This is a genomic window from Frankia sp. CeRuru1 (assembly GCF_977966315.1).
Map to the genome: position 1 here is coordinate 24,347 of NZ_CDWWEW010000004.1, position 21,170 is coordinate 45,516.

General features: G+C 71.0%; 15 protein-coding genes and 1 pseudogene. 3 read left to right on the forward strand and 13 right to left on the reverse strand.

All coding sequences use genetic code 11. From position 1 onward, the window contains the following. Positions 1-133 precede the first annotated feature (133 nt). From AC08OP_RS00735 to topA, 3 genes are all read right to left on the reverse strand, one after another. The gene (locus AC08OP_RS00735) at positions 134-1,396 is read right to left on the reverse strand and encodes a DNA polymerase III subunit delta' (protein WP_476612423.1); all 1,263 of its coding nucleotides are present in this window, start codon (positions 1,394-1,396) and stop codon (positions 134-136) included. A 42-nt stretch (positions 1,397-1,438) separates the two neighbouring features. Continuing rightward, positions 1,439-3,622, reverse strand: coding sequence for a dTMP kinase (gene tmk / locus AC08OP_RS00740; RefSeq protein ID WP_476612424.1), 2,184 nt, complete (start codon positions 3,620-3,622; stop codon positions 1,439-1,441). 176 nt (positions 3,623-3,798) lie between these two features. Next, positions 3,799-6,705 carry a type I DNA topoisomerase gene (gene topA, locus AC08OP_RS00745; protein WP_476612425.1) on the reverse strand — a complete coding sequence of 969 codons (2,907 nt, stop codon included), beginning with the start codon at positions 6,703-6,705 and terminating at the stop codon, positions 3,799-3,801. Between the two features lies 1 nt (position 6,706). On the opposite strand from topA, the gene AC08OP_RS00750 reads away from it, so the two are divergent. Beyond that, positions 6,707-7,009 (forward strand): hypothetical protein, encoded by a 303-nt coding sequence (locus AC08OP_RS00750; RefSeq protein WP_476612426.1) that lies wholly within the window; start codon positions 6,707-6,709, stop codon positions 7,007-7,009. A 426-nt stretch (positions 7,010-7,435) separates the two neighbouring features. Here the strand turns inward: AC08OP_RS00750 and AC08OP_RS00755 are convergent, their stop codons facing one another. From AC08OP_RS00755 to AC08OP_RS00765, 3 genes are all read right to left on the reverse strand, one after another. Next, positions 7,436-9,775, reverse strand: coding sequence for a sodium-translocating pyrophosphatase (locus tag AC08OP_RS00755; RefSeq protein WP_476612427.1), 2,340 nt, complete (start codon positions 9,773-9,775; stop codon positions 7,436-7,438). A 534-nt stretch (positions 9,776-10,309) separates the two neighbouring features. After that, positions 10,310-10,840, reverse strand: a complete 531-nt coding sequence (locus tag AC08OP_RS00760; RefSeq protein ID WP_476612428.1) for an ATP-binding protein — start codon at positions 10,838-10,840, stop codon at positions 10,310-10,312. A 38-nt stretch (positions 10,841-10,878) separates the two neighbouring features. Continuing rightward, positions 10,879-11,220, reverse strand: coding sequence for an STAS domain-containing protein (locus AC08OP_RS00765; RefSeq protein WP_462185864.1), 342 nt, complete (start codon positions 11,218-11,220; stop codon positions 10,879-10,881). Positions 11,221-11,569: 349 nt separating this feature from the next. On the opposite strand from AC08OP_RS00765, the gene AC08OP_RS00770 reads away from it, so the two are divergent. Beyond that, positions 11,570-13,984: a DEAD/DEAH box helicase gene (locus AC08OP_RS00770; protein WP_476612429.1), complete on the forward strand. Its 2,415-nt coding sequence runs from the start codon at positions 11,570-11,572 to the stop codon at positions 13,982-13,984. Positions 13,985-14,096: 112 nt separating this feature from the next. Then, positions 14,097-14,684, forward strand: a complete 588-nt coding sequence (locus tag AC08OP_RS00775) for a hypothetical protein (protein WP_476612430.1) — start codon at positions 14,097-14,099, stop codon at positions 14,682-14,684. Between the two features lie 32 nt (positions 14,685-14,716). Here the strand turns inward: AC08OP_RS00775 and AC08OP_RS00780 are convergent. From AC08OP_RS00780 to AC08OP_RS00810, 7 genes and pseudogenes are all read right to left on the reverse strand, one after another. Beyond that, positions 14,717-15,124 (reverse strand): annotated as a pseudogene (locus AC08OP_RS00780) (Rv3654c family TadE-like protein); the annotation flags it as partial. Continuing rightward, the gene (locus tag AC08OP_RS00785; RefSeq protein ID WP_476612431.1) at positions 15,100-15,561 is read right to left on the reverse strand and encodes a TadE family type IV pilus minor pilin; all 462 of its coding nucleotides are present in this window, start codon (positions 15,559-15,561) and stop codon (positions 15,100-15,102) included. The pseudogene AC08OP_RS00780 and the gene AC08OP_RS00785, both read right to left, overlap by 25 nt. 11 nt (positions 15,562-15,572) lie before the next feature. Continuing rightward, the gene (locus AC08OP_RS00790; RefSeq protein WP_041258051.1) at positions 15,573-15,767 is read right to left on the reverse strand and encodes a DUF4244 domain-containing protein; all 195 of its coding nucleotides are present in this window, start codon (positions 15,765-15,767) and stop codon (positions 15,573-15,575) included. A gap of 141 nt (positions 15,768-15,908) precedes the next feature. Beyond that, the gene (locus AC08OP_RS00795; protein ID WP_476612432.1) at positions 15,909-17,183 is read right to left on the reverse strand and encodes a type II secretion system F family protein; all 1,275 of its coding nucleotides are present in this window, start codon (positions 17,181-17,183) and stop codon (positions 15,909-15,911) included. 65 nt (positions 17,184-17,248) lie between these two features. Then, positions 17,249-18,310, reverse strand: coding sequence for a TadA family conjugal transfer-associated ATPase (locus AC08OP_RS00800; RefSeq protein ID WP_476612437.1), 1,062 nt, complete (start codon positions 18,308-18,310; stop codon positions 17,249-17,251). Between the two features lie 203 nt (positions 18,311-18,513). Further along, entirely contained in the window at positions 18,514-19,722 is a 1,209-nt protein-coding gene (ssd, locus tag AC08OP_RS00805; protein ID WP_476612433.1) for a septum site-determining protein Ssd, read from the reverse strand. A gap of 288 nt (positions 19,723-20,010) precedes the next feature. After that, a complete protein-coding gene (locus tag AC08OP_RS00810; protein ID WP_476612434.1) occupies positions 20,011-21,039 on the reverse strand; it encodes a hypothetical protein in 1,029 nt (342 codons plus the stop codon). Positions 21,040-21,170: the final 131 nt, after the last annotated feature.

Genomic DNA, 21,170 nt, shown 5'->3' on the forward strand with positions numbered 1-21,170 from the left:
TGGTCGAACGGCATGTCCGCGTCGCGATCAGGATATGCCCGGCCTTCCGCCCAGACAGGCCATTACGCCGGTTCGTCCCCACCGCCGGTCGCCGGTCGCCGGTCGCCGGTCGCCGGTCGCGGATTGCGGGTCGTCAGGCGTCGCGTAGTGCGAGGGTGAGCGACTCCACCGCGAGCAGCGGGACGAGGCCGGGATTCCTGGCCAGCGACGCCCGGGTCGTGAGGACGGCCTCCAGCCGGCGCAGTGTCTGTTCCGGAGCGGAGGCCGCGGCGTAGCCGGCGGCCTCGACGCAATGATCAGGATGGATCGCGTCGACGCCGGCGCCGAGCTGTTGGACCAGGACATCCCGGTACAGCCCCGCGAGGTCCACCAGGGCCCGGTCCAGTGCATCGAGGACGGTGCGGCGACCTCGGCTCTTCTGGGTCCGCTCCAGCTCCTTGAGCGCCCCCGCGGCACCCCGCACCACCATCGTCCGGCCCTTGGCCCCCGCCTTCGGGGCCCGCGCGGACCTGGACGTCCCGCCGACCGCCGTGGCACCGACGCCGAGTGCGGTCTTCAGCGCCTCGGTCTCCACCTCGTCGCGTTCCGCATTCGCGGCCTCCGCGTCGGCGTTCGCCGCGTTCACCAGATCGGCCGCCGCGGCCAGGCAGCCACCGACCTGGCCGAGCCGGGCCGGGATACGCAACACTGCCGCCCGGTTGGCCCGGACCCGCTCATCCGTGGCGAGCCGGCGCGCCAGGGCCAGATGACCCTGGGAAGCCCGCGCCGCCGTCTCGGCGACCTGCTCGTCGACTCCCTCGCGAACCAGCGCGTCGCGGACGTCCGCGGCCGAGGGCAGCCGTAGCGCGACCGTCCGGCAGCGGGAACGGATGGTGGGCAGCACGTCCTCCACGGAGGGGGCGCAGAGCAGGAACACCGCCCGATCCGCCGGCTCCTCGAGGGCCTTGAGCAGGGCGTTCGCCGCGGCCTCGGTGAGCCGGTCCGCATCGGTGATCAGCAGGATGCGCCAGCGGCCGGCCGTCGGGGCGCTGGCAGCGTCGCGTACCAGCGCGCGCACGTCCTTCACGCCGAGCGAGAGCCCTTCCGGCTGCACGGTTCGCAGATCGGTGGCCGTGTCGGTGAGCACGGTGTGGCAGCCGGTGCACTCGCCGCAGCCCGGCGGCTCGTTCTCGCAGGTGAGGCTTGCGGCGAAGGCACGCGCCGCGTCCTGGTGACCTGCCCCGGCGGGTCCGGTGAACAGCCACGAGTGCGTCATCCCGGCACGGGCGGCGGCCGGCGCGCCGCCTCCACTCGCGAGCCCGGCACTCGCGGCGGACGCCGCGGACGCCGCGGACGCCGCGGCGCTCAGCATCGCGACCACCGCGTCCTGCCCGACGAGCGTCTCCCAGATCGTCACTGGGCCATCATCCCCAAGCCGCGTCGGTCCGGAGCGCATCGGTCAGAGCACACCGAGCGGGACGGCCAGCCGATCGATGCGGCTGGCCATGAACGAGCGGATCTCGGCGTGGATCTCCTCCGGTGACCGCGTCGCGTCGAGCGGAAGATAACGATCGGGCTCCTTCTGCGCCAGCCGGCGGAACGCCTCGCGTACCCGGCTATGGAAGGTCAACTTCCCGGCGTCGTCCGCCTCGGCCGGGCCGTCCGGCGGCCCCGGCGGCGGACCGGGATACGCGGCCATCCGCATGCGGCGCAGGACGATCTCTGCCGGCAGATCCAACAGGACCGTGACGTCGGGAAGCAGCGGGTGCGTCGCCCACTGGGCGAGGACGGACAGCTCGTCGGTGCCGATGGCCCGGCTCACGCTCTGGAAGGCGATGAACGAGTCGACGTAACGATCGGTGATGACGATCGCTCCCCGGGCCAGCGCGGGTTCGATCACCCGCGCGACGTGTTCAGCGCGGTCCGCCGCGGTCAGCAGCGCCTCGGTCCGGGCGTGCAGCCGTACCGTCGGGTCGAGGAGCAGTTCCCGCAGGCCCGCTCCCAGCGCGGTGCCGCCGGATTCGGAGGTCACCACCACCTCCCGGCCGGAGGAGGCGAGCCACGTCCGCAGCAGCTCCACCTGGGTGCTCTTGCCGGCGCCATCGACGCCCTCGATCGCGATGAACAGGCCGGCGTGGCGGGGACGTACGGCCGCCGGCTGCCGGCCGCGCAGCGCGTTCCACAGCTCGGGCCAGACCGCGGCTCCGGTCGGGTCGTCCATCTGCCGATAGGCGAACAGGCCGACCGCGACGGCGAGCAGCCCGCCGGCGAGCAGGACCGCGGTGACGCCGTCCGCGCGGACGTTGATGTCGCCCCACAGATGGATCTCGTGCGAGCCGATGAGGCCAACGAGCCCGGGCGCGGCGGCGAGCACGAGCAGCAGGTCGATGCGGACCAGCGACTGCACCAGGGCGAAGGTGCGCCCCCGCAGCTCGTCGGAGACCTCGGCTTGGAGCAGGGTGTATCCGGTCACCCAGGCCACGCCGGCGAACGCCCCCACCGCGACCACGAGGATGCAGGCGATGACCAGGTTCGGGATGATCGCGACGATCACCAGGGTGATACCCGCCCCGGTCACGCAGACGCCGAACAGGCGAGTCCGACTGTAGTCGCCGAGCAGCCTGGGACCGGCGGCCATGCCGGCGGCGAGGCCGACGAACACCGCGCCGAAGAGCACCCCGTACGCGGAGTCGCCGCCGCCCAAGATCTCGACGTAGAGCCGGCCGAGGGCGATGACGCAGCCGGCGCCGGCGAACCCGCCCAGGATGCCCACGACGAGTCCGCGGACCAGTTTGTCCTGGCCGACGTAGCGCCATCCCTCGGTGATGGAGGCCAGGAACCCGGGCTCGGGGCCGGTCTCCGGCCGCGCGGCCCGTCCGATGCCCTTCAGTCCCCAGATCACGATTGCCGAGCCGAGGAACGTCGCCGCATTGAAGTACAACGCGAGGTCGACCGAGGAGTCATGGAAGAACGACACGCTGGAGCCGAGCGTCCGTGAGATCGTCGCAAGCATTGTGAAGATCGTCGCGGCGATCGGGGCCGTGCCGTAGGTCATGATCAGGCTGAGGGTGTTGGCGGCTGCGAGCTGCTCCTTGGGGACCAGGTGCGGGACGCTTGCGTCCTTTGCCGGCGCCCACACCAGGGTGACCGCCTCCACCAGGAACGAGGCGATGAGCAGCCACTCGAGCGTTCCGATGATCGGGATCGACATGAACAGCCCGAACCGCATGACGTCCGTCACGACCATGGTCAGCCGGCGGTCCAGCCTGTCGGCGAGGGCACCGGCGAGTGGGCCCAGGATCAGGGCCGGCATCAACCGGACGATCAGCAGCGAGCCGATGGCGTACGCCTGCCCGGAGAAGCTCTCCTGGAGCTGGGTCACCAGTGCGGTCGTTGCCAGCAGACCCATCCAGTCACCCAGGCTGGACAGGCTGAGCTGAATCCACATCCGGCGGAACGCGGGGATTCGCAGGACGGCCCGGATGTCGCTGTCGCCTCCGGCGGCGATGGCGGACGGCAGCGGCGGCGAGGGAACCGTCGTCACCGGATGCCTGCTCGGCGAGCGGCGGGCCCGCGGTCGCCGGACGGGCCGGGGTGGGCGCCGCCCGGCGTCCCGATGCCCGGCTGCATGGTCGGTGGCCACAGGGTCTCCTCCGGACGTCTCGACCGGGGCGGTGGACCTGCCGGTCACATCGGACGACCCTGTGTCACCAGGTGTGGACTCCAAGTCGCCGACAGTGAACGCCGTGACCTCGGAAACCACCCGGGGCGCGTCCGCTTCTCCAGGTTCTCCAGGGCTCCCACCGATCGGCAGCGCCATCAGTCCGTCCGGCGGGTGCCACTGGACGACGAGCTACCGGAGCTACCGGAGCCATCGGAGCTACCGGAGCCATCGCCGTCGTCCGTCACCGTCTGGGCGGTCTTGGACCTGGCGGTGCCGGTCTTCGCGGTGCCGGTCTTCGCGGTGCCGGTCTTCGCGGTGCCGGTCTTCGCGGTGCCGGTCTTCGCGGTGCCGGTCTTCGCCGTACCCGGCTTGGCCTTGGTGGTTTTCGGGCCGGTCTTCGCGGTGCCCCGGGCAGAACGCTTCGCGGTGGCCGGTCCGCGGGCCCGACGGTCTGCCAGCAGCTCCGCGGCACGCTCATCGGTGATCGTCTCGACCGTGTCGCCCTTGCGCAGACTGGCGTTGGTCTCACCGTCGGTGACGTAGGGGCCGAACCGGCCCTCCCGCACCACCATCGGCTTGCCGCTGGCCGGGTCGGTCCCGAGCTCTCGCAGCGGCGGGCTCTGCGCGGCCTGGCGCCGACCGCGGGCCTTGGGCTGGGAGAGCAGCACCAAGGCCTCGTCCAGGGTCACGGTGAACAACTGATCCTCGGATTCCAACGACCGACTTTCGGTGCCTTTCTTCACATATGGGCCATAGCGACCATTCTGGGCGGTGACCTCCTCCCCGTCCTCCCCCGCACCCAGAATGCGCGGAAGGGTGAGCAACCGCACGGCGTCGTCGAGGGTCAGCGTCTCCAACGACATGCCACGCAGCAGACTGGACGTGCGCGGCGGGTCGGTGTCGGTGGTGACGTAGGGGCCGAAGCGACCCGCCTTCGCCGTGATGGTCGCCCCCGACGCCGGGTCGATTCCCAGCACCCGGTCGCCACTGGGCGCGGCCAGCAGCTCCAGCGCCTTGCCGACGGTGAGTTCGTCCGGTGCGAGATCGTCCGGCACGCTGGCACGGCGCTCCTCGTGCTGGACGTAGGGGCCGTAGCGGCCCACCCGTACGACCAGCAGGGTGCCGTCGTCGGTCTCGCCGAGGGGGATCGAGTTCACCTCGCGGGCGTCGATCTCTCCGAGCCGCTCATTGACCAGATGCTTCAGTCCGTCGGCGGCCGGGTCGGTGCCGTCGCCGGTTCCGAAGTAGAAGCGGGTCAGCCAGTCGGTCGAGGCGGCCGTGCCGGCGGCGATGTCGTCGAGGTCGTCCTCCATCGTCGCGGTGAACCGGTAGTCGACCAGCCGGGTGAAGTGGTCCTCCAACAGGCCGACGACAGCGAACGCGACGAAGCTCGGCACCAGGGCCGAGCCCTTCTTCCACACGTAGCCGCGGTCCTGGATGGTGCCGATGATCGAGGCGTAGGTGGACGGCCGACCGATCCCGAGCTCCTCGAGCGTCTTGACCAGGCTGGCCTCGGTGAAGCGCGCCGGCGGGCTGGTGGTGTGCCCGCGGGGGGTCAGCGAGCGGGTGGTCAGTGGGTCGCCTTGGCGTACGTCCGGCAGCCGCCGCTCCCGGTCCTCCAGTTCCGCGTCTGGATCGTCGGCGCCCTCGACGTAGGCGCGCAGGAAGCCGGGGAAGGTGATGACCTTCCCCGATGCCGAGAACTCGGCGTCCTCCCCGGTGGACGAGGTCGCGCCGAGCCGGATCGTGGCGCTCGTGCCGCGGGCGTCCGCCATCTGGCTGGCCACCGTCCGCTGCCAGATCAGCTCGTAGAGCCGGTAGGAGTCGACGTCGAGCTCGCCACGAACCTCACCCGGGGTCCGGAAGTGGTCTCCGGCGGGTCGGATGGCCTCGTGGGCCTCCTGCGCGTTCTTGACCTTCTTGGCGTACGTGCGGGGGCGTGCCGGCACGTACTCCGGCCCGTACAGGCTCGCCGCCTGCGCGCGGGCCGCGGTCAGAGCGGTCTCGGACAGGTTCGTCGAGTCCGTCCGCATGTAGGTGATGTAGCCGTTCTCGTACAGCCGCTGCGCCACCTGCATCGTGCGCTGGCTGGAGAAACGCAGTTTACGGCCGGCCTCCTGCTGCAACGTCGAGGTCATGAACGGCGGGTACGGCGAACGGCGGTAGGGCTTGGTCTCCACCGAGCGCACCGTGAATGCGGCGTCGGCGAGCCGCTCGGCCAGCGACCGGGCGGCGGCCTCGTCCAGCCGCGTCACCCCGGAGGAGACGAGTTGCCCCGTCGGGGAGAAGTCACGACCCGTCGCAATCCGGTTGCCGTTCAGGGCGACCAGGGTCGCCGGGAGCGGGGTCTTCTCGACCCCGTCGCCGCGGGCGGATCCGGCGCTGGGTCCGCCCGGCCCGGACCCCGGTGTGCCGTCCGCGTCCGACCACGCCTGGCGGGCGACGGTCGCTCCGAACAGGCCCTCGATGTTCCAGTACTCCGCCGAGCGGAACCGCATCCGGGCACGTTCCCGCTCCACCAGGATGCGGGTCGCCACGCTCTGGACCCGGCCCGCCGACAGCCTCGGCATGACCTTCTTCCACAGCACGGGAGAGACCTCGTAGCCGTAGAGGCGGTCCAGGATGCGACGCGTTTCCTGAGCGTTGACCAGGTTCGCGTCGATCTCGCGCGGATTGTCGACGGCCCGCTGGATCGCCTGGGGGGTGATCTCGTGGAACACCATCCGCTTGACCGGCACCGTCGGCTTCAGCGTCTGGAGCAGATGCCAGGCGATGGCCTCGCCCTCGCGGTCCTCATCCGTCGCGAGGTAGAGCTCGCTGGCGTCTTTCACGAGCGCCTTGAGCTTGCTGACCTGCGGTTTCTTGTCCGGCGTCACGATGTAGAGCGGTTCGAAGTCGTTGTCGACGTCGACGCCGAGCCGAGCCCACGGCTTGCCCTTGTGCGCGGCCGGGACATCGGCGGCACTGCGCGGGAGGTCACGGATGTGCCCGATGCTGGATTCGACCTGCCACCCCGGACCGAGATAGCCGGCGATCGTCTTCGCCTTCGCTGGCGACTCCACGATGACCAGGCGGTTGCCCGGGCCCCGGCCGGAGCCGGTGGCGCGGCTGCCGTGGGCGCCGCTGGCTCCGCCTGAGCCGTTCGCCGAATGGCCAGTCCCCGTTCGCCCGTTCGCCGTCCTGCTGTTCGCCGTCCGGCTGGTGGCGCCGACGGGTACGTCGGCGGATGCCTCGCTCGAGCCGGTCTCCGGCGGGAGTCCGGCCTCGGTGGGCTCGGCGACCGGTGCGGATGACCGCGCGGTCGCCCGTGTCGTCGTCTTCGTGCGCGCTGGCACTTCTCTCCTCGGTGCGACGTGCTCGTTTTAGTGCTCTGTGGGGCGAAAGCGTAGGTTGCTTCTACGGAGCGTAGGTCTCGAACATGGCGGATGTTGCGGAGGCGGAGCGCGTTACTGGATCTGGCGGGGGCGGTACGGGTGTCCGGCGGACGGTGGTCGTGCGGGTGGCGGCCGTCGGAGTGAGAGCGGTGCCTCGCAGCACCGTACGCCGCCATTCCGTCTCGCGGATCCTCCCGTCCCGGTATGGCGACCGTAGCCCGACGCTCACCCACTGCTTCTCCGATCCGATGTGGGTGGCGCGGATGGTCCGCCGGCGCATCACCCGGCCCACGGGCGGTGCCGATCCCGCATCCCGAGGTTCCACCGGTTCCCGAGGTTCCATCGGTGCGAAACAGCGCCGCCGACCCGCGTGGCCTCGTGCGAGCCGCGGGGGTCGGCGGTGACGGAACGATGTGGGTCAGGCGTTGATCTTCTCGCTGAGGGTCGGTGTCGATTGTGTCATAGCGGGCACATCGTTGATCATTGAGCTCCGCCGCTTGGAGATGATGATCACGGCGGCGATGGCGGCGAGGGCGGCGAGGGCGACACCGATGCGCAGCCCCGTGTTCTCGTCCGCGCCCACCGAGTACTTCACGACTGTCGGAGCGATCAACAGGCTGACCAGATTCATCACCTTGAGCAGTGGGTTGATCGAAGGGCCGGCGGTGTCCTTGAATGGATCTCCCACGGTATCGCCGATCACCGTGGCCGCGTGGACCTCCGAACCCTTTCCGCCGTGGTTGCCGTCCTCGACCATCTTCTTCGCGTTATCCCAGGCCCCGCCGGAGTTCGCGAGGAACACGGCCATCAGCACGCCGGCGGCGATGGCGCCGCCGAGGAACGCGCCGAGCGGCGGGTATCCCAGGCCGAAACCGACCGCGATCGGGGCGAGAACCGCCAGCGTCCCCGGTGTAATCAGTTCACGGAGCGAATCGCGGGTGCAGATGTCGACGACCGCACTGTAATCCGGCTTCTCGTCGCCGGTCATGATTCCAGGCCTGGACCGGAACTGGTTGCGCACCTCCAGGACGACCCGCCCGGCCGCGCGGCCCACCGCATTGATCGCGAGCCCGGAGAACAGGAAGACCACGGATGCCCCTATGGTGAGCCCGACCAGCGCGTCGGGGTAGGCGATGTTCAGGCCGCCAACGATGCCCCGACCCGCCTCGGGCAGCGCTCCGGCGTCGCGGAGAGCCGTCGTCACGGTGTCGGTGAACGAGCCGAACAGCGCGGAGGCGGCGAGCACCGCGGTGGCGATCGCGATGCCCTTCGTGATCGCCTTGGTGGTGTTGCCGACGGCGTCGAGCGAGGTGAGGATGGCTGCACCCGCCTCGTCCATGTCGCCGGACATCTCGGCGATGCCCTGCGCGTTGTCGCTCACCGGCCCGAAGGTGTCCATCGAGACGATGACACCCACCGTCGTCAGCAGACCGGTCCCCGCCAGCGCCACCGCGAACAGCGCGATCGTGACGCTGCCGGAGCCGAGCAGGTAGGCGCCGAAGACCGCAGCACCGATGAGAAGCGAAGAATAGACCGCCGACTCCAGACCTACCCCGATTCCGGCGAGGATGTTGGTGGCCGGTCCGGTGAGCGACGCCTTTGCGATGTCCTGCACCGGCCGCCGGCCGGTCTCGGTGAAATACCCGGTGAGCAGCTGGATGGCGGCGGCGAGCACGATCCCGATCAGGACCGCGCCGATCGCGATCACTCGTGGATTGCCAGACTGGGTGCTCCCCTGCATCCCGGGGAAATCGGCGAAGCTCGCCGGGAGGTAGAGCAGCGAGACGGCGACGACGCCGACCGCGGACACCACCGCGGAGATGAAGAAACCCCGGTTGATGGCGGACATTCCGGTGCGGTCACCGGCCCGCGGCGACACCGCGAAGATTCCGATGACCGCGGTCACAACCCCGACCGCCGGGATGAGCAGGGGGAACACCAGGCCGCGTTCGCCGAACGCCTCGACCCCGAGAATCAGCGCCGCGACGAGCGTCACCGCATAGGATTCGAACAGGTCGGCGGCCATGCCGGCGCAGTCGCCGACGTTGTCGCCGACGTTGTCGGCGATCGTCGCGGCGTTGCGGGGATCATCCTCGGGAATCCCCTGTTCCACCTTGCCAACCAGGTCCGCCCCGACATCGGCGGCCTTGGTGAAGATCCCTCCGCCTACTCGCATGAACATCGCGAGCAGAGCGGCGCCGAATCCGAATCCCTCCAGGACCTGGGGGGCGGTGTCCCGGAAGACGAGGACCACAGCCGCCGCCCCCAGGAGCCCGAGACCGACGGTGAACATCCCCACCACCCCGCCGGTGCGGAAGGCGATGCGGACGGCGGCTCGTTCCCCTCGGGTCATGGCGGCGGCCGCGGTGCGGGTGTTGGCCCGGGTCGCCAGCGACATCCCGACGAATCCGACCAACGCGGAGAAGATCGCACCGACCACGAAGAAGATCGACCGACCGATCTTTGCTCCAGTGTTCTCGGCTGGCAGGAGCAGTAGTACGAAGGGGATGACGACGACGAATCCCGCGAGTGTGGTGAACTGCCGTCTGAGATAGGCTGCGGCGCCCTCCTGGACCGCCCGGCCGACCTCCACCATCCTCGGGGTGCCCGGACTCGCCGCCAATACCTCACGAACCAGATAACCGGCAACAAGCAATGCGAGGGCTGCGACTATCGCCACACCGGCGACCAGTCCGAGGGCTCTGCCGCTAAGGTCAATTCCAGCACCCTCGGTCTGTAGGGCTTGGATCGAGGACATGGCTCCTCCCGGTCTGCTCTGTGCGCCCTCCGTGAGGGTGCCGGTGCTCTTGGGCGCCCTCACGGCGGTCGCCACGGCATCGAGACGGTCACGGTCACGCGCCGCATCCGGCGACGCTTTGGGCGAGATCGGCCGATTCTTCCCATTTCTAGACATCTGACCGGTCTCGCGGGGAGCACCAAGGGAATCACGGATGGTTGGATCAGCCGTCCATGAGATGCGGCGGAGTCTATCCACACGTCTGTGACGTGCGCTCGTTTTTCGGTAGCGGCGGCCCGGGTCGCGTGCTCTCGGGTACCTCTCACCGCCCTGGCGATAATCCGGAAACGGGTCGATTCGGGAATATTCGGTGTAAAAAGATCACTCGTGCTATTGCTGACATGGCAGACTGGCGCCGTGGCTCCACCTCAATGTCAGGTTCTAGGTGCCCCGCCTTCGGAACCTGGCGCGGGGCACATGGCGGCACGGTCGGAGGCTGGACACGGTCGGAGGCTGGAACAGTCGCCAGGCCCAGGCAGGGAGACCGGAGAGGTCCTACACCGCGGATTCGCAGGGATCCGATGTGGCGCCGGTGCGCCAGGTCATCGCGACAACCGTACCCACGCCGTCGGGGCCGCGCCTGATCTCGATCTCGTCGACGAGTCCCTCGATGAGGGCGAGTCCGAGCCCCGGTGGGAAACCGGAGTTGTCCTCCGAGAGATCGTCGTCCGCCGGTTCCGCCCAACCTGGCGGCTGAGTCGACTCGGATTCGAGTTCGAGCAGGGTGGTCGCGGTGACGAGGCCACCGTCCGGACCGGGGGCGACCTCGTCTCCGGTTCTGCCGCAGTCGGCCACCGTGATGGTGAAGGAATCGGCGCCGTCGATGAGCGCGACATGCACCGGGGCCTGCGGCGCATGCTTGCGGTTGACGCGCACCGCTCGGGTGCACGCCTCCGTCACCGCAAGTTTGATCTCGTCGGCCGCGCTGACCGGAACTCCTGCGCGCCGGCTGACCGCCGTCGCGATCATCCTGGCGGTACGAACGTGCCCGTTCAGGGCAGCGAACCGCAGCTCAACGGTGGGCATACGGCGGGCCTGCCTTTCGCGAAAGAGTGATGTCCGGCTCAGTCGCTCGCGGCAAGGGCTTCCTCGACGGAGGAGTGGATGGGGAAGACCTTGGTCAGGCCGGTGATCCGGAAAATCTTCAGGATGCGCTCCTGAGTGCAGACCAGACGCAGTGAACCCTCGTGCGCACGCACCCGCTTGAGCCCGCCGACGAGGACCCCGAGGCCCGTCGAATCGAGGAACTCGACGCCTTCCATGTCGACGACGAGGTGGTATGACCCCCCGGACACGAGATCGATGAGCTGCTCGCGAAGCTTCGGCGCGGTGTAGACGTCGATCTCGCCGCCCACCACCACGACCGTGTGGTTGCCTTCTTGGCGTGTCGTGAGGGACAGGTCCACGGATCCTCCTTGTGTGCCTCCGGCCGTCCCGTGCTTCGGGCGACCGACATCACGGCGCCATTACCCTCCCACGAGGAGGATCAATCCGGTGTGCCGCGACACAGATCGCGGGTCCGGTGTTGCGGCGTCGCCGGCTGATGACGTCTGATGAAATGTATCCCCGATCTTGGCGCTCGTGTGGGGGTCGACCGACCGCATCGGCGGTTTCGACGCAGCTGGTCCCGCGGGGACACTCTGTGGTCCGCCTGTCGTCTTGTCGTCGGCATCGCTGCCCGTAGCCACGCCGAGATGTTCCCCGGACCGGGATCCGGGATCCTCGGGCTCGATCGGCCGGGGGCCCGAGAGGGCGATGCTCCGGGGGTTTGTCCGGCTGAAGGGCGCCGTGACCGCGTCGAGACGCATATCCTCGATCGTCGTGGGCTCGCCGGTGGATGTCGACGGTGCGGACACGGCCCTTGCCGGGCTGCGCCGCGACGTGCGACGAGCGCGGTGCATGACGCACATCGAGCGCGTCCCTGCCCGGGACGGCTGCCCGGCGCCATGGCCGGACTGGATCGATCCGGTCCTGCGGGGACGGTGGACGGCCGTCGGGATCGCGAGCCCCTGGAGCCACCAGGCGGCTGCCGCCGAGGCCGCATACGCCGGGCGCAGCGTGGTGCTGGCGACCGGCACGGCCTCGGGCAAGTCGCTTGGCTATCTGATGCCGGTGCTGTCCCGGCTGCTCGCCGAGCCCGGTGCCCGGGCACTCTACCTGGCGCCCACGAAGGCGCTGGCCCACGACCAGCTTAGAGCCGTGCGGTCGCTGCGGCTCACCGGTATCCGGGCCGCCGCGTTCGACGGGGACACGCCGGCGGCCGAACGGGACTGGGTCCGGGCGCACGCCGGCCTGGTCCTGACCAACCCCGACATGCTCCACCGTGGCATCCTGCCCTTCCACCGGCGGTGGGCCCAGTTCCTGCGCGGCCTGCGTTACGTCGTCGTCGACGAGTGCCACGGCTACCGAGGGGTATTCGGCGCACACGTGGCCGCGGTGATCCGCCGGCTGCGGCGGATCTGCGCTCGCTACGGGACCGATCCGGTGTTCCTGCTCGCGTCCGCGACCGTCGCCGATCCCGGGGTCTCGGCCGCACGGCTCACCGGCGTGGAGGTCGAGGTGGTCGACGTCGACGGATCTCCGCGGGGGCCACTGGACTTCGTGCTCTACGAACCTCCGCTGCTCACGACCGGGCAGAGCTCGCCGGACCGGGAGGACCCGACCTCCGCGCCCGGCCCGGGCGAGAACGGCGCCCCCGTCCGCCGGTCGGTGACCGCCGAGTCCGCGGACCTGCTGGCGGACCTCGTCGCGGACGGTGTGCGCACCCTGGTCTTCGTCCGCTCGCGACGGGCCGCCGAGGTGGTGGCGGTGACTGCCCGCCGCGAACTCGGTCGGATCGCTGCAGACCTCGCCGACCGGGTGGCGGCGTATCGGGCGGGCTACCTGCCGGAGGAGCGACGGGCCCTGGAGGAGGATCTCCGCTCGGGCGCCCTGCTCGGGGCGGCCGCGACGCCGGCACTCGAGCTCGGGGTGGACATCAGCGGGCTGGACGCCACCGTCACCGCCGGTTTTCCTGGCACGCTCGCCTCGCTCTGGCAGCAGGCCGGGCGCGCCGGGCGGGATGGCCGGCGATCGCTGGCCGTGCTGGTCGCCCGGGACGATCCGCTTGACACCTACCTGGTGCATCATCCCGAAGCCATCTTCGGACGGCCGGTGGAGGCCAGCGTCTTCGACCCCGACAATCCCTACGTGCTCGCTCCGCACCTGGAGTGCGCCGCGGCCGAGTTGGCGCTGACCGAGGCGGATCTGGCGTTGTTCGGACCGACCGCTGCGTTCGCCGTCGACGACCTGGTCCGCCGAGGACGGCTGCGCCGCCGGCCCACGGGCTGGTTCTGGACGCAACGGGCCCGGCCGGATGTGGACATCCGAGGGGCGGGAGGACCACCGGTTCGCATCGTCGAAGCGCGGACCGGCCGGCTCCTGGGCACCGTGGACGCCGCGACCTCGCACACGACGGTGCACGCTGGCGCGGTCTATCTTCACCAGGGATCGAGCTTCGTGGTCGAGGACCTCGACCTCGAGGAATCCGTCGCGTTCGTATGCGAGTCGACGCCGGAATGGACGACCACCGCGCGTGACCACACCGACGTCAGGGTGGTGGAGTCGTCGCGATCCCGGGTGCTGCCCGACGTGGAGGTGCACCTCGGCGTGGTCGAGGTCACCAGCCAGGTCGTCGGATACCAGCGGCGGCTGATCGCGACGGGCGAGGTGCTCGGGCAGGAGCCTCTCGATCTGCCGCCGCGTCAGCTGCGAACCCGGGCCGTCTGGTACACGCTGTCCGACGACCTGCTTGCCCGAGCCGCGATCGAGCCGGCGGACGTCCCCGGCGCCGTCCACGCCGCCGAACACGCGGCGATCGGTCTGCTCCCGCTGTTCGCGACCTGTGACCGTTGGGACATCGGCGGTGTCTCGACCGCGCGCCATCCGGACACCGAACGCACCAGCGTCTTCGTCTACGACGGACACGCCGGCGGGGCGGGTTTCGCCGAACGGGGATTTCTCCGAATCGGCGCCTGGCTGGCTGCGACCCGGGACGCGATCGAAGCGTGTGAGTGCCCGGCGGGGTGCCCGTCGTGCGTCCAGTCGCCCAAATGCGGAAATGGCAATGAGCCGCTCGATAAGGCGGCTGCCTGGCGGCTCCTCGCCGCGGTGACCGCCATGATCGGCTAGCCCCGTGACCACTTCGCCGCGGCGTGGTTCCCCCGCGACCGGACCCGGGTATGTCGACCAGATCGGCTTTTCTCCGTCGTTTATGCCAACGTCCATGGTTTTGGAGGTCTCGGTGGTAACCGTCGGTGTCGTGCTGTTGCTGGTGGCTGGAGTTCTCACCGCGGATCTCGTGTTGGAGAACAGCGGCCACACCGATGTCCTGATCATGGGGCAGATGCTCTCGTTCGACATCTGGGGCCTGTTCGTCCTCGGCCTGGTAACGGGAGTGCTGGTAGCGGCCGGCGTGCAGCTCTTCCTGCAGGGCCTCGCGCGGGATCGCCGCCGCCACCGGATGGAACGCCAGCGCGCCCGGGAGATGGAGGCGCTGGTGCGTTCCGCGCCAGCCGCGCCGCCCGCGCCCGCCACCAGCGCCCCCCGGTCCGTCGAAGCCGACACCGGCGGGGCACGAACCCGGACGGCCCCGCCCCAGGCGCGTCCGGCGGCCGCTCCGGCCTCCGCGACCGCTCCGATGCCCGCGACTGCTCCCACTGCAGCGTCCTCGGGCCAGATCATCACCCATCCCCACCGGGGCGACCGGATCGTCGCCCGCGTCGCTGATCTGCGGCGCCGTGACAGTGGCGGTGATGCGGCGAGTGGCGCCGCCCAACCTCGCGAGGGCGTCCGTTCCGGAACCGGGTCGTCCACGCCGACTGGGAAGTAGACACCCTCCGCTCCTCCCCACGGCCCGGCACGGGCGCGGGCGGACAGCTCCGGGAGCGGGCCGAGTACCGCCGGTAGGCGCGCGAGGACCGTCACCTCGACGGCGTTGCCGTCGACCCGGCAGGCCGCCAGCCGCGCCCCGTTGGCTGCGCTGACCTCGTCGGCCCGCGCGCACATCGTCCGCTGGTTGGCGGGCGGCATCGCTGCGGCCGCGAGGGCGGCGAGATCCGCCGCTCCAGCGGCCCGCTGCCGGACCGTGCTGATCACCGTCACGGTGAACGCGACGCTCACCAGCGAGAGCAGCGCGAACAGGACGGCCAGCAGCCATACCGTCGCGGACCCTGCATCGGGGGCCGCGGCGGACGGCGCTACCCCCGGCGTGACGGTCGGCAGCGTCCTCAGCCGGCGCGTCCCGCTCACGACGCCATCCGGACCGGGCATCCGGTGGGGGCATCGGACGGAAGATCGGCCGTCGCTTCGACGGGGGTGACGGCCCGCGCCGCCACCTCGATGCCGGGAACCAGCCGGCTGACGCCGATGCCACCGACGTGCACCGACACCTGTACCTCGAGCCGACCCGCGCCACGGTGCAGCGTCACGGTGGAGCCGACGGGTGCGGCCTGGATCACCACGGTGTGCACGGCCGAATCCGGCTCCCCCCTGGCAGCCAAGCGGGCGCCGATGCGTGCCGCGTCGGCGCATCGGGCCTGGGCTGCGACGGCACCGAGCATCCAGGCGGCCAGGAAGAAGACGACGAACAGTGAGGGCAGGCCGATCGCGAGCTCGGCGGTGGCCTGGCCGCGGTCCGGCCCGCGGACGGATCTCCTACGTCGACGGGTCACCGGCCGCGGCGGCCGCTGGGAGGAGCGCACAGGCATCACGGCCGCGCTCAGAACGCCACGGTCAGCGCGCGCTGCACCACCGAGGAGACCAGCGACCGGGTCGCGGAGCTTGACACCACCGCGTAGAGGACGCCGGCGAACGCCACGGCCGCAAGCGTGCCGACCGCGTACTCGGCGGTGGACATGCCGTGGTCGCGGGCCTGGACGGCCGGGCGCCACACGCTGAGGAGCCGCCGGGACACCGGCCATCGTGACAGGCGTCGGCACGAGGAGCGGGCTGCCAGGAACATGAGAACTACCTCCGGGACAGGGGAGGATCGGGATCGAGCGATGGGTCAGGCCTGGATGCTCGGCGCCGCGGTGGCAGCTGGATGATCGGGACTTCAGGCCGGCAACAGCGCGGGGACGGATCCGAGGACCATGGGGACCACTCCGAGCAGGAGAAAAGCGGGAAGGAAGCACAGGCCCAGGGGCGCGACCGCCAGGACACCTGCCCGACGAGCCGCGGCGATGCTCTCCGCGTGGGCTTCGTCCCTGGCACGATCGGCCAGTCGGGTGAGAGTGGCGGCGAGCTTCGCCCCGGACGTCTCCGCGCGATCGAGCGCCATGATCGCTGCCCGCACCATCCTGGCCCGCCGGGATGGCGGGGTCACGCGTCCGCGGCGAGCCCATCCGGGCAACCGGTCGGTGAGCTGGGGAGCATGACTCGCGGCCACCAGTCGCTCGCAGGCAGCGCCCACCGTGGCGCCCGCCGCGAGTGCATCGCCTACGGAGCACAGTTCCGCGCCCAACACACCACCGGTGGCGGCGCCGACGGCCCGCACCGCCGACACGATGGTCCCCCCGCTGCGCAGACACGCCGCGATCAGGTCCAGCGCCAGGGGAAAGTCGGCGAGGAACCGGTCGTGCCCCGCGGCGGAGGTCGGGGGCGCGACGCCCGTTGCATCCACGGCTACCGGCCCTCCCCGTCGCTCCACGCCGTCCGCCAAGCGGCGAAGCCAGCGGACTCCGACCAGGTCGGCGAGCCCGCCCACGAGCAGGCATCCGATCCCCGCCGGCGTGCCCAGCAACACCGCGATCGGCGCTGCTCCCGCGAGCGACCCCAGGACGATTCCGGCCAGCGGGAGCGAGGCCACCAGCCGTCCGGATGACCGGGGCCCGGCCAGTGCCGAGGTCAGCTCGCCCGCCCGCACCGCGTCGGCGCGGGCGACCGCCGCGAGCATCGTCGCGACGGGAGCCAGCCTTGCGCCGACGGCCGCGCAGACCTGGTAGGCGACTCCGAGCTGTCGCAGTGATGACGCCTCACTGCGGCACAACAATGGACCGGGCTCCTCCGTCCGGTCGAGCGCGGCACCGAGCTGGTCGAGAGGCACCCACGCCGATCGTCCCGCCGGTGCCGCCACGAGTTCGTCGATGCCGCCCGCCGCCCGGCGCAGGGCCTCGAGCTGGGGTGCGCCGGCGTCGAGCTCGGCCGCGAACGCGGCGAGGAGGTCTTCGGCGGACTGGCGGACCGCCACCTGCCTACGCCGCTCCCGTGACCGCCGTCGCGCCCGGGCGAGACAGCAGAGCAGCACGGCCACGACGCCCGCCGCCACCGGTCCGGCGGCCACCGTGAACAGGACGGCACCGAGGACCAGGCCGATTCCCGAACCGATCACGGTTCCGGTCCTCGGTCGGGTGACTGCGACGGTTGCCGGGACGGTCCCCACGCGCTCGAGTACGGTCATGCTCGCCTCCGCACCTGCGACCCGGCGTCGACCAGGGCTGGAAGCGAGACACCGCGCACGTCCAGCAGGTCGCGCAGGATCGGCAGGCCCTCCGCCGGTGTCGGGTCGCAGGCGCGCATGGCTGGCCCGTTCCGGGAAGGTGAGGCAGGAACGACCAGGGCCGGCACGACCTGAACCAGTCCGCTGCCCGCCTGGCGGAACACCCCGATCGCGCAGACCCGGCGGCGGCCGTCGGCCTCCCGGCGAAGATGAACGGCGGTGTGGAGCGCTGCCGCGATATGGCTGTGGACCGCTGGGCGGGACAGCCCGGCGAGGGCGGCGAGAGCCTCCAGACGGGTGGGCAGCGCACTGGTGTCGTTGGCGTGCACGGTGCTCAACCCGCCCTCGTGACCGGTGTTGAGGGCGACGAGGAGATCGAGCACCTCGGGGCCGCGGACCTCGCCGAGCACCAGCCGGTCCGGGCGCATGCGCAGCGCCTGGCGGACCAGATCGCGCTGGGTCACCTCGCCAGCGCCCTCGATGTTCGGCGAGCGGGCCTCGAGCCGCACCATCCCCGGACGGTCCATGACGAGCTCGGCGGTGTCCTCCACTAGCACGATCCGTTCGTCGGGGCGCACCGCTCCCAGTAGCGCGGCAAGTAGCGTGCTCTTGCCCGAGCCGGTTCCCCCGGTCACCACGATTGCAAGTCGGGCGCTCAGGACTGCGTGCAGCACGGCCGCCACGGCCGGGCTCATTGTTCCGGCGAGCACGAGTTCGTCGAAGGTGAAGGGGCGACGCCGGGTCCGTCGCAGCGACAGGCACGTACCCTGCACCGCAATCGGTGCCAGAACCGCGTGCAACCGGGTTCCGTCGCGCAGTTGCACGTCGGCGAAGGGCATCGCGGCGTCCAGGCGCCGCCCGGCCGTCGCGGCGAGACGAACGGCCAGGCGCCGCACCGCTTCCTCGTCCGCGAAAGCGACCGAGGTACGGATGAGCCGGCCCCGGCGTTCCACCCAGACCTCGCCGGGCCCGTTGACCAGGACATCGGTGACGTGTGGATCAGCGAGGAGGGAATCCAGCGGGCCGGCTCCGAGCGGCTCCGCGGGTGCGGTCGTCGGTTCCGGTGGTTCCGGTGGTTCCGGTGGTTCGAGCGGTTCCGGCGGGATTGCGAACGGCGGTGAAGATCGTGTGGAGACCGCGGGCCTCGCGGCCGCTCGGGCAGCCGGTGAGGCCGCGTGACCTGTGGCGGGGAATGGGGACCTGCGTCGCTCGCCGAGCCCGGTCATGACCAGGCCTCCGGATCGGGCCACACCCGTGGCCCGAGAACGCCGAGGCGGGTCAGCAGTTCCTCGCTGAGGCGATCGATGGTGTTCCCGCTGGCTGAGCCGCCGTAGCGGTCGCGAGTGGGAACCGGACGGTGCCGTCGGCTGCTGATCACCCCGGCCAGTGGCACGCCGAGCATCGTGGCGATCGCCTCCGGGGTGAGGCGGTCGGACGGGTGCAGCCGGACGACGGCGCGCACATCGGCAGCCTGGCGGATGGCAGCCGAGCAGACACGTTCGGCCGCCACGATCGACGGCAGGTCCGCGGGCGTGACGATCAGCACCGTCTGGCAGGTCCGCAGGGCCACGGTGGTGCCCGCGTCGGTTGCGGTGGCCGCCGGATTCCCTCGGCCGGGGAGATCTAGGATCACCAGGTCGGACGTGCAACGAGCGGTCGCGAGCAGGGTGGCCATCGTCGCCGGGGGAACGGCTGGGCTGACAGCGGGATCCCAGGACACCACGGAGAGGTCACCCCGGCGGGGCAGCAGGCCGGACCAGGCGATCGGCCCGACCGGGCCGTTCCCGTCCATCTGGTCATGCTGGTCGTGGCGCGCGGGAAACAGCGACGCCAGGCTGGAGGTCTCCCCGCCAGGGAAGGCACCGGACATGGACGGCACGAGGCGGGCGAAGGCGGGAGCGAGCCCACCACCGTGCGGATCCGCGTCGATCAGCATCGTGCGCAGGTCGTGCCTCAGCCCGGCCAGGGCTAGCGAGACGGCCAAGGTGGAGGCTCCAGTCCCGCCGCGGCCGCCGATGATGCCCAGCGTCACCGAATGATGCCGATCGAGCCCGTCGAGATCGCTGAGGAGGTCGACGAGCCAGGGCTCGGCTTCGGGAAGGAAGACCACGTGATCGGCGCCGATGCGCACGGAGGCGTCCCACACCCGGCCGTCGTCGACCTGTCCTCCGACCAGGACGACATGCCGTCGATCGGGCAGCGCGGCCGCGATGCACGGCTCGATCTCGTCCATTCCGACGATGATCAGGGGAGCCGACGTCCAGTTGCGGCGCACCGCGCTCATCTCGGCGGCGACCGTCATCGATACACCGGCGGCCGCCGCAAGCCGCAACAGATCGTCAAGCAGGTCCGGAATGGCGGTGACGACGAGCGGGCGTACGACCGGACCGTGGTTCTCCGCGGCGGTCAGCAGGGGCGGCGCAGGGGACATGGCGGCCTCGTTCCCATCAGGGTCGGGGAAGACGTGGTCTCACCATGCGCCGCGACAGGCCCTGTGGATGACCGCCCTCCACAGGGCCTGAAGATGTTCTGATGGAGGTTTCGACCGGCCGAGACCCTGCCGAGACCGCAGGCCGGGAACGCGTGGCTGCCGCCTACGTGGCAGGAGGGGCGGCGGCCCACGCAGGGGTCCGTACCGAGTGGTTCATACGGGCAGGTTCGTTGTGGTCCATCCGTGCAGCGGATCCGTCAGGTGCGTCAATCGCGCCGTAAGTGTGGATCAGGTCCGGGCGAGCGCCTCGCAGACGGCGAGGGACTCCCGTGCGGCGAGTTCCAGGGCCTTCGCGCAGTGCCGTACCCAGATGGCCACGCCGTCGGCGCCGCCACCGACATAGGCTGCGGCGGCCTCGCGGTACCCGGCGATGACGTCCCCGGCGATGACGTCCCCGGTGCGGTCCACCCGCAGGATGCTCGCCGGGTTCTGTTCCAGCTCGAGATGCCCCACGTCGGTCGCCGTGAGCGCCTTGGGATCGAGGCCCCGGCCGATCAGGACCAGGCGGGCGGCGGCCCGGGCGATGACCCCGTCGAGGGCACCGAACGGTCGCAGGGCCAGCAGTTCCCCGTGCACCACGGCGGCCACCACGATCGCCGGCGCGCTCGTGGGCGCGACGAGGAGTCCGGTCAGGCCATCCAGCCGGACCGAGGTCTCCACCGAGTGGGGAGGCGGGCCCAACCGCAACGGGTCGAGGATCTCCCGGGTGCCGGCATCGGCCCGCGGACGACCGAGCTCGTCGTCCGGGACGAAACCCCGGCCCAGCAACACGTGCATGCGGGCCAGGGCCTGTCGCGGTGCCTGCTCCCAGGCCGGAACCAGGATGCCCAGCTCGGCGTAGAGCCGAACCGTGCCGAGGACGACAGGGAACGGATGGCCGGATCCGGCCATGGCGGCGTCGTTCCGCGTACCGCGGTCGGTGACCGCTCCGGCCTCCGACGCGTCCGTCTTCTCCAGACCGGGGAGCACACCTTCGGGCCCGGATCGGGCCAGGTGCGCCCGCAGTTCGTCCAGGCTGATCTCGTATCCCTCGAGGGCGGCGCAGGCGTGGGCGGCCCGCAACGATGCCTCCGCGGTCACCTCGGCGCTCTGGCGGCGCAGAACGCGGTGGCGCAGGAGCGTGTCCACCGCGGATCGGGCGCTGTCCGCCGCTTCGCGCACTCCGGGCAGAGCGGCAACACGGGCGAGTGGATCGGCGGCGAGGACTGTTCCAGACGGGCGGAGACTCACAGCTCGCACGCTACCCGTTCGTGCCATGCGGGCTGGGCCACGCGGGGTCGGACCGCCCGGGCCGTGCGGGCTAAGCGGGAAGACGGTGAGACCCGTAGGAGGAGTCACAGGTCTGAGCCGCGTCGTTGGGCCTCCGGGCGGCTCCGCGCGGGGGAGAC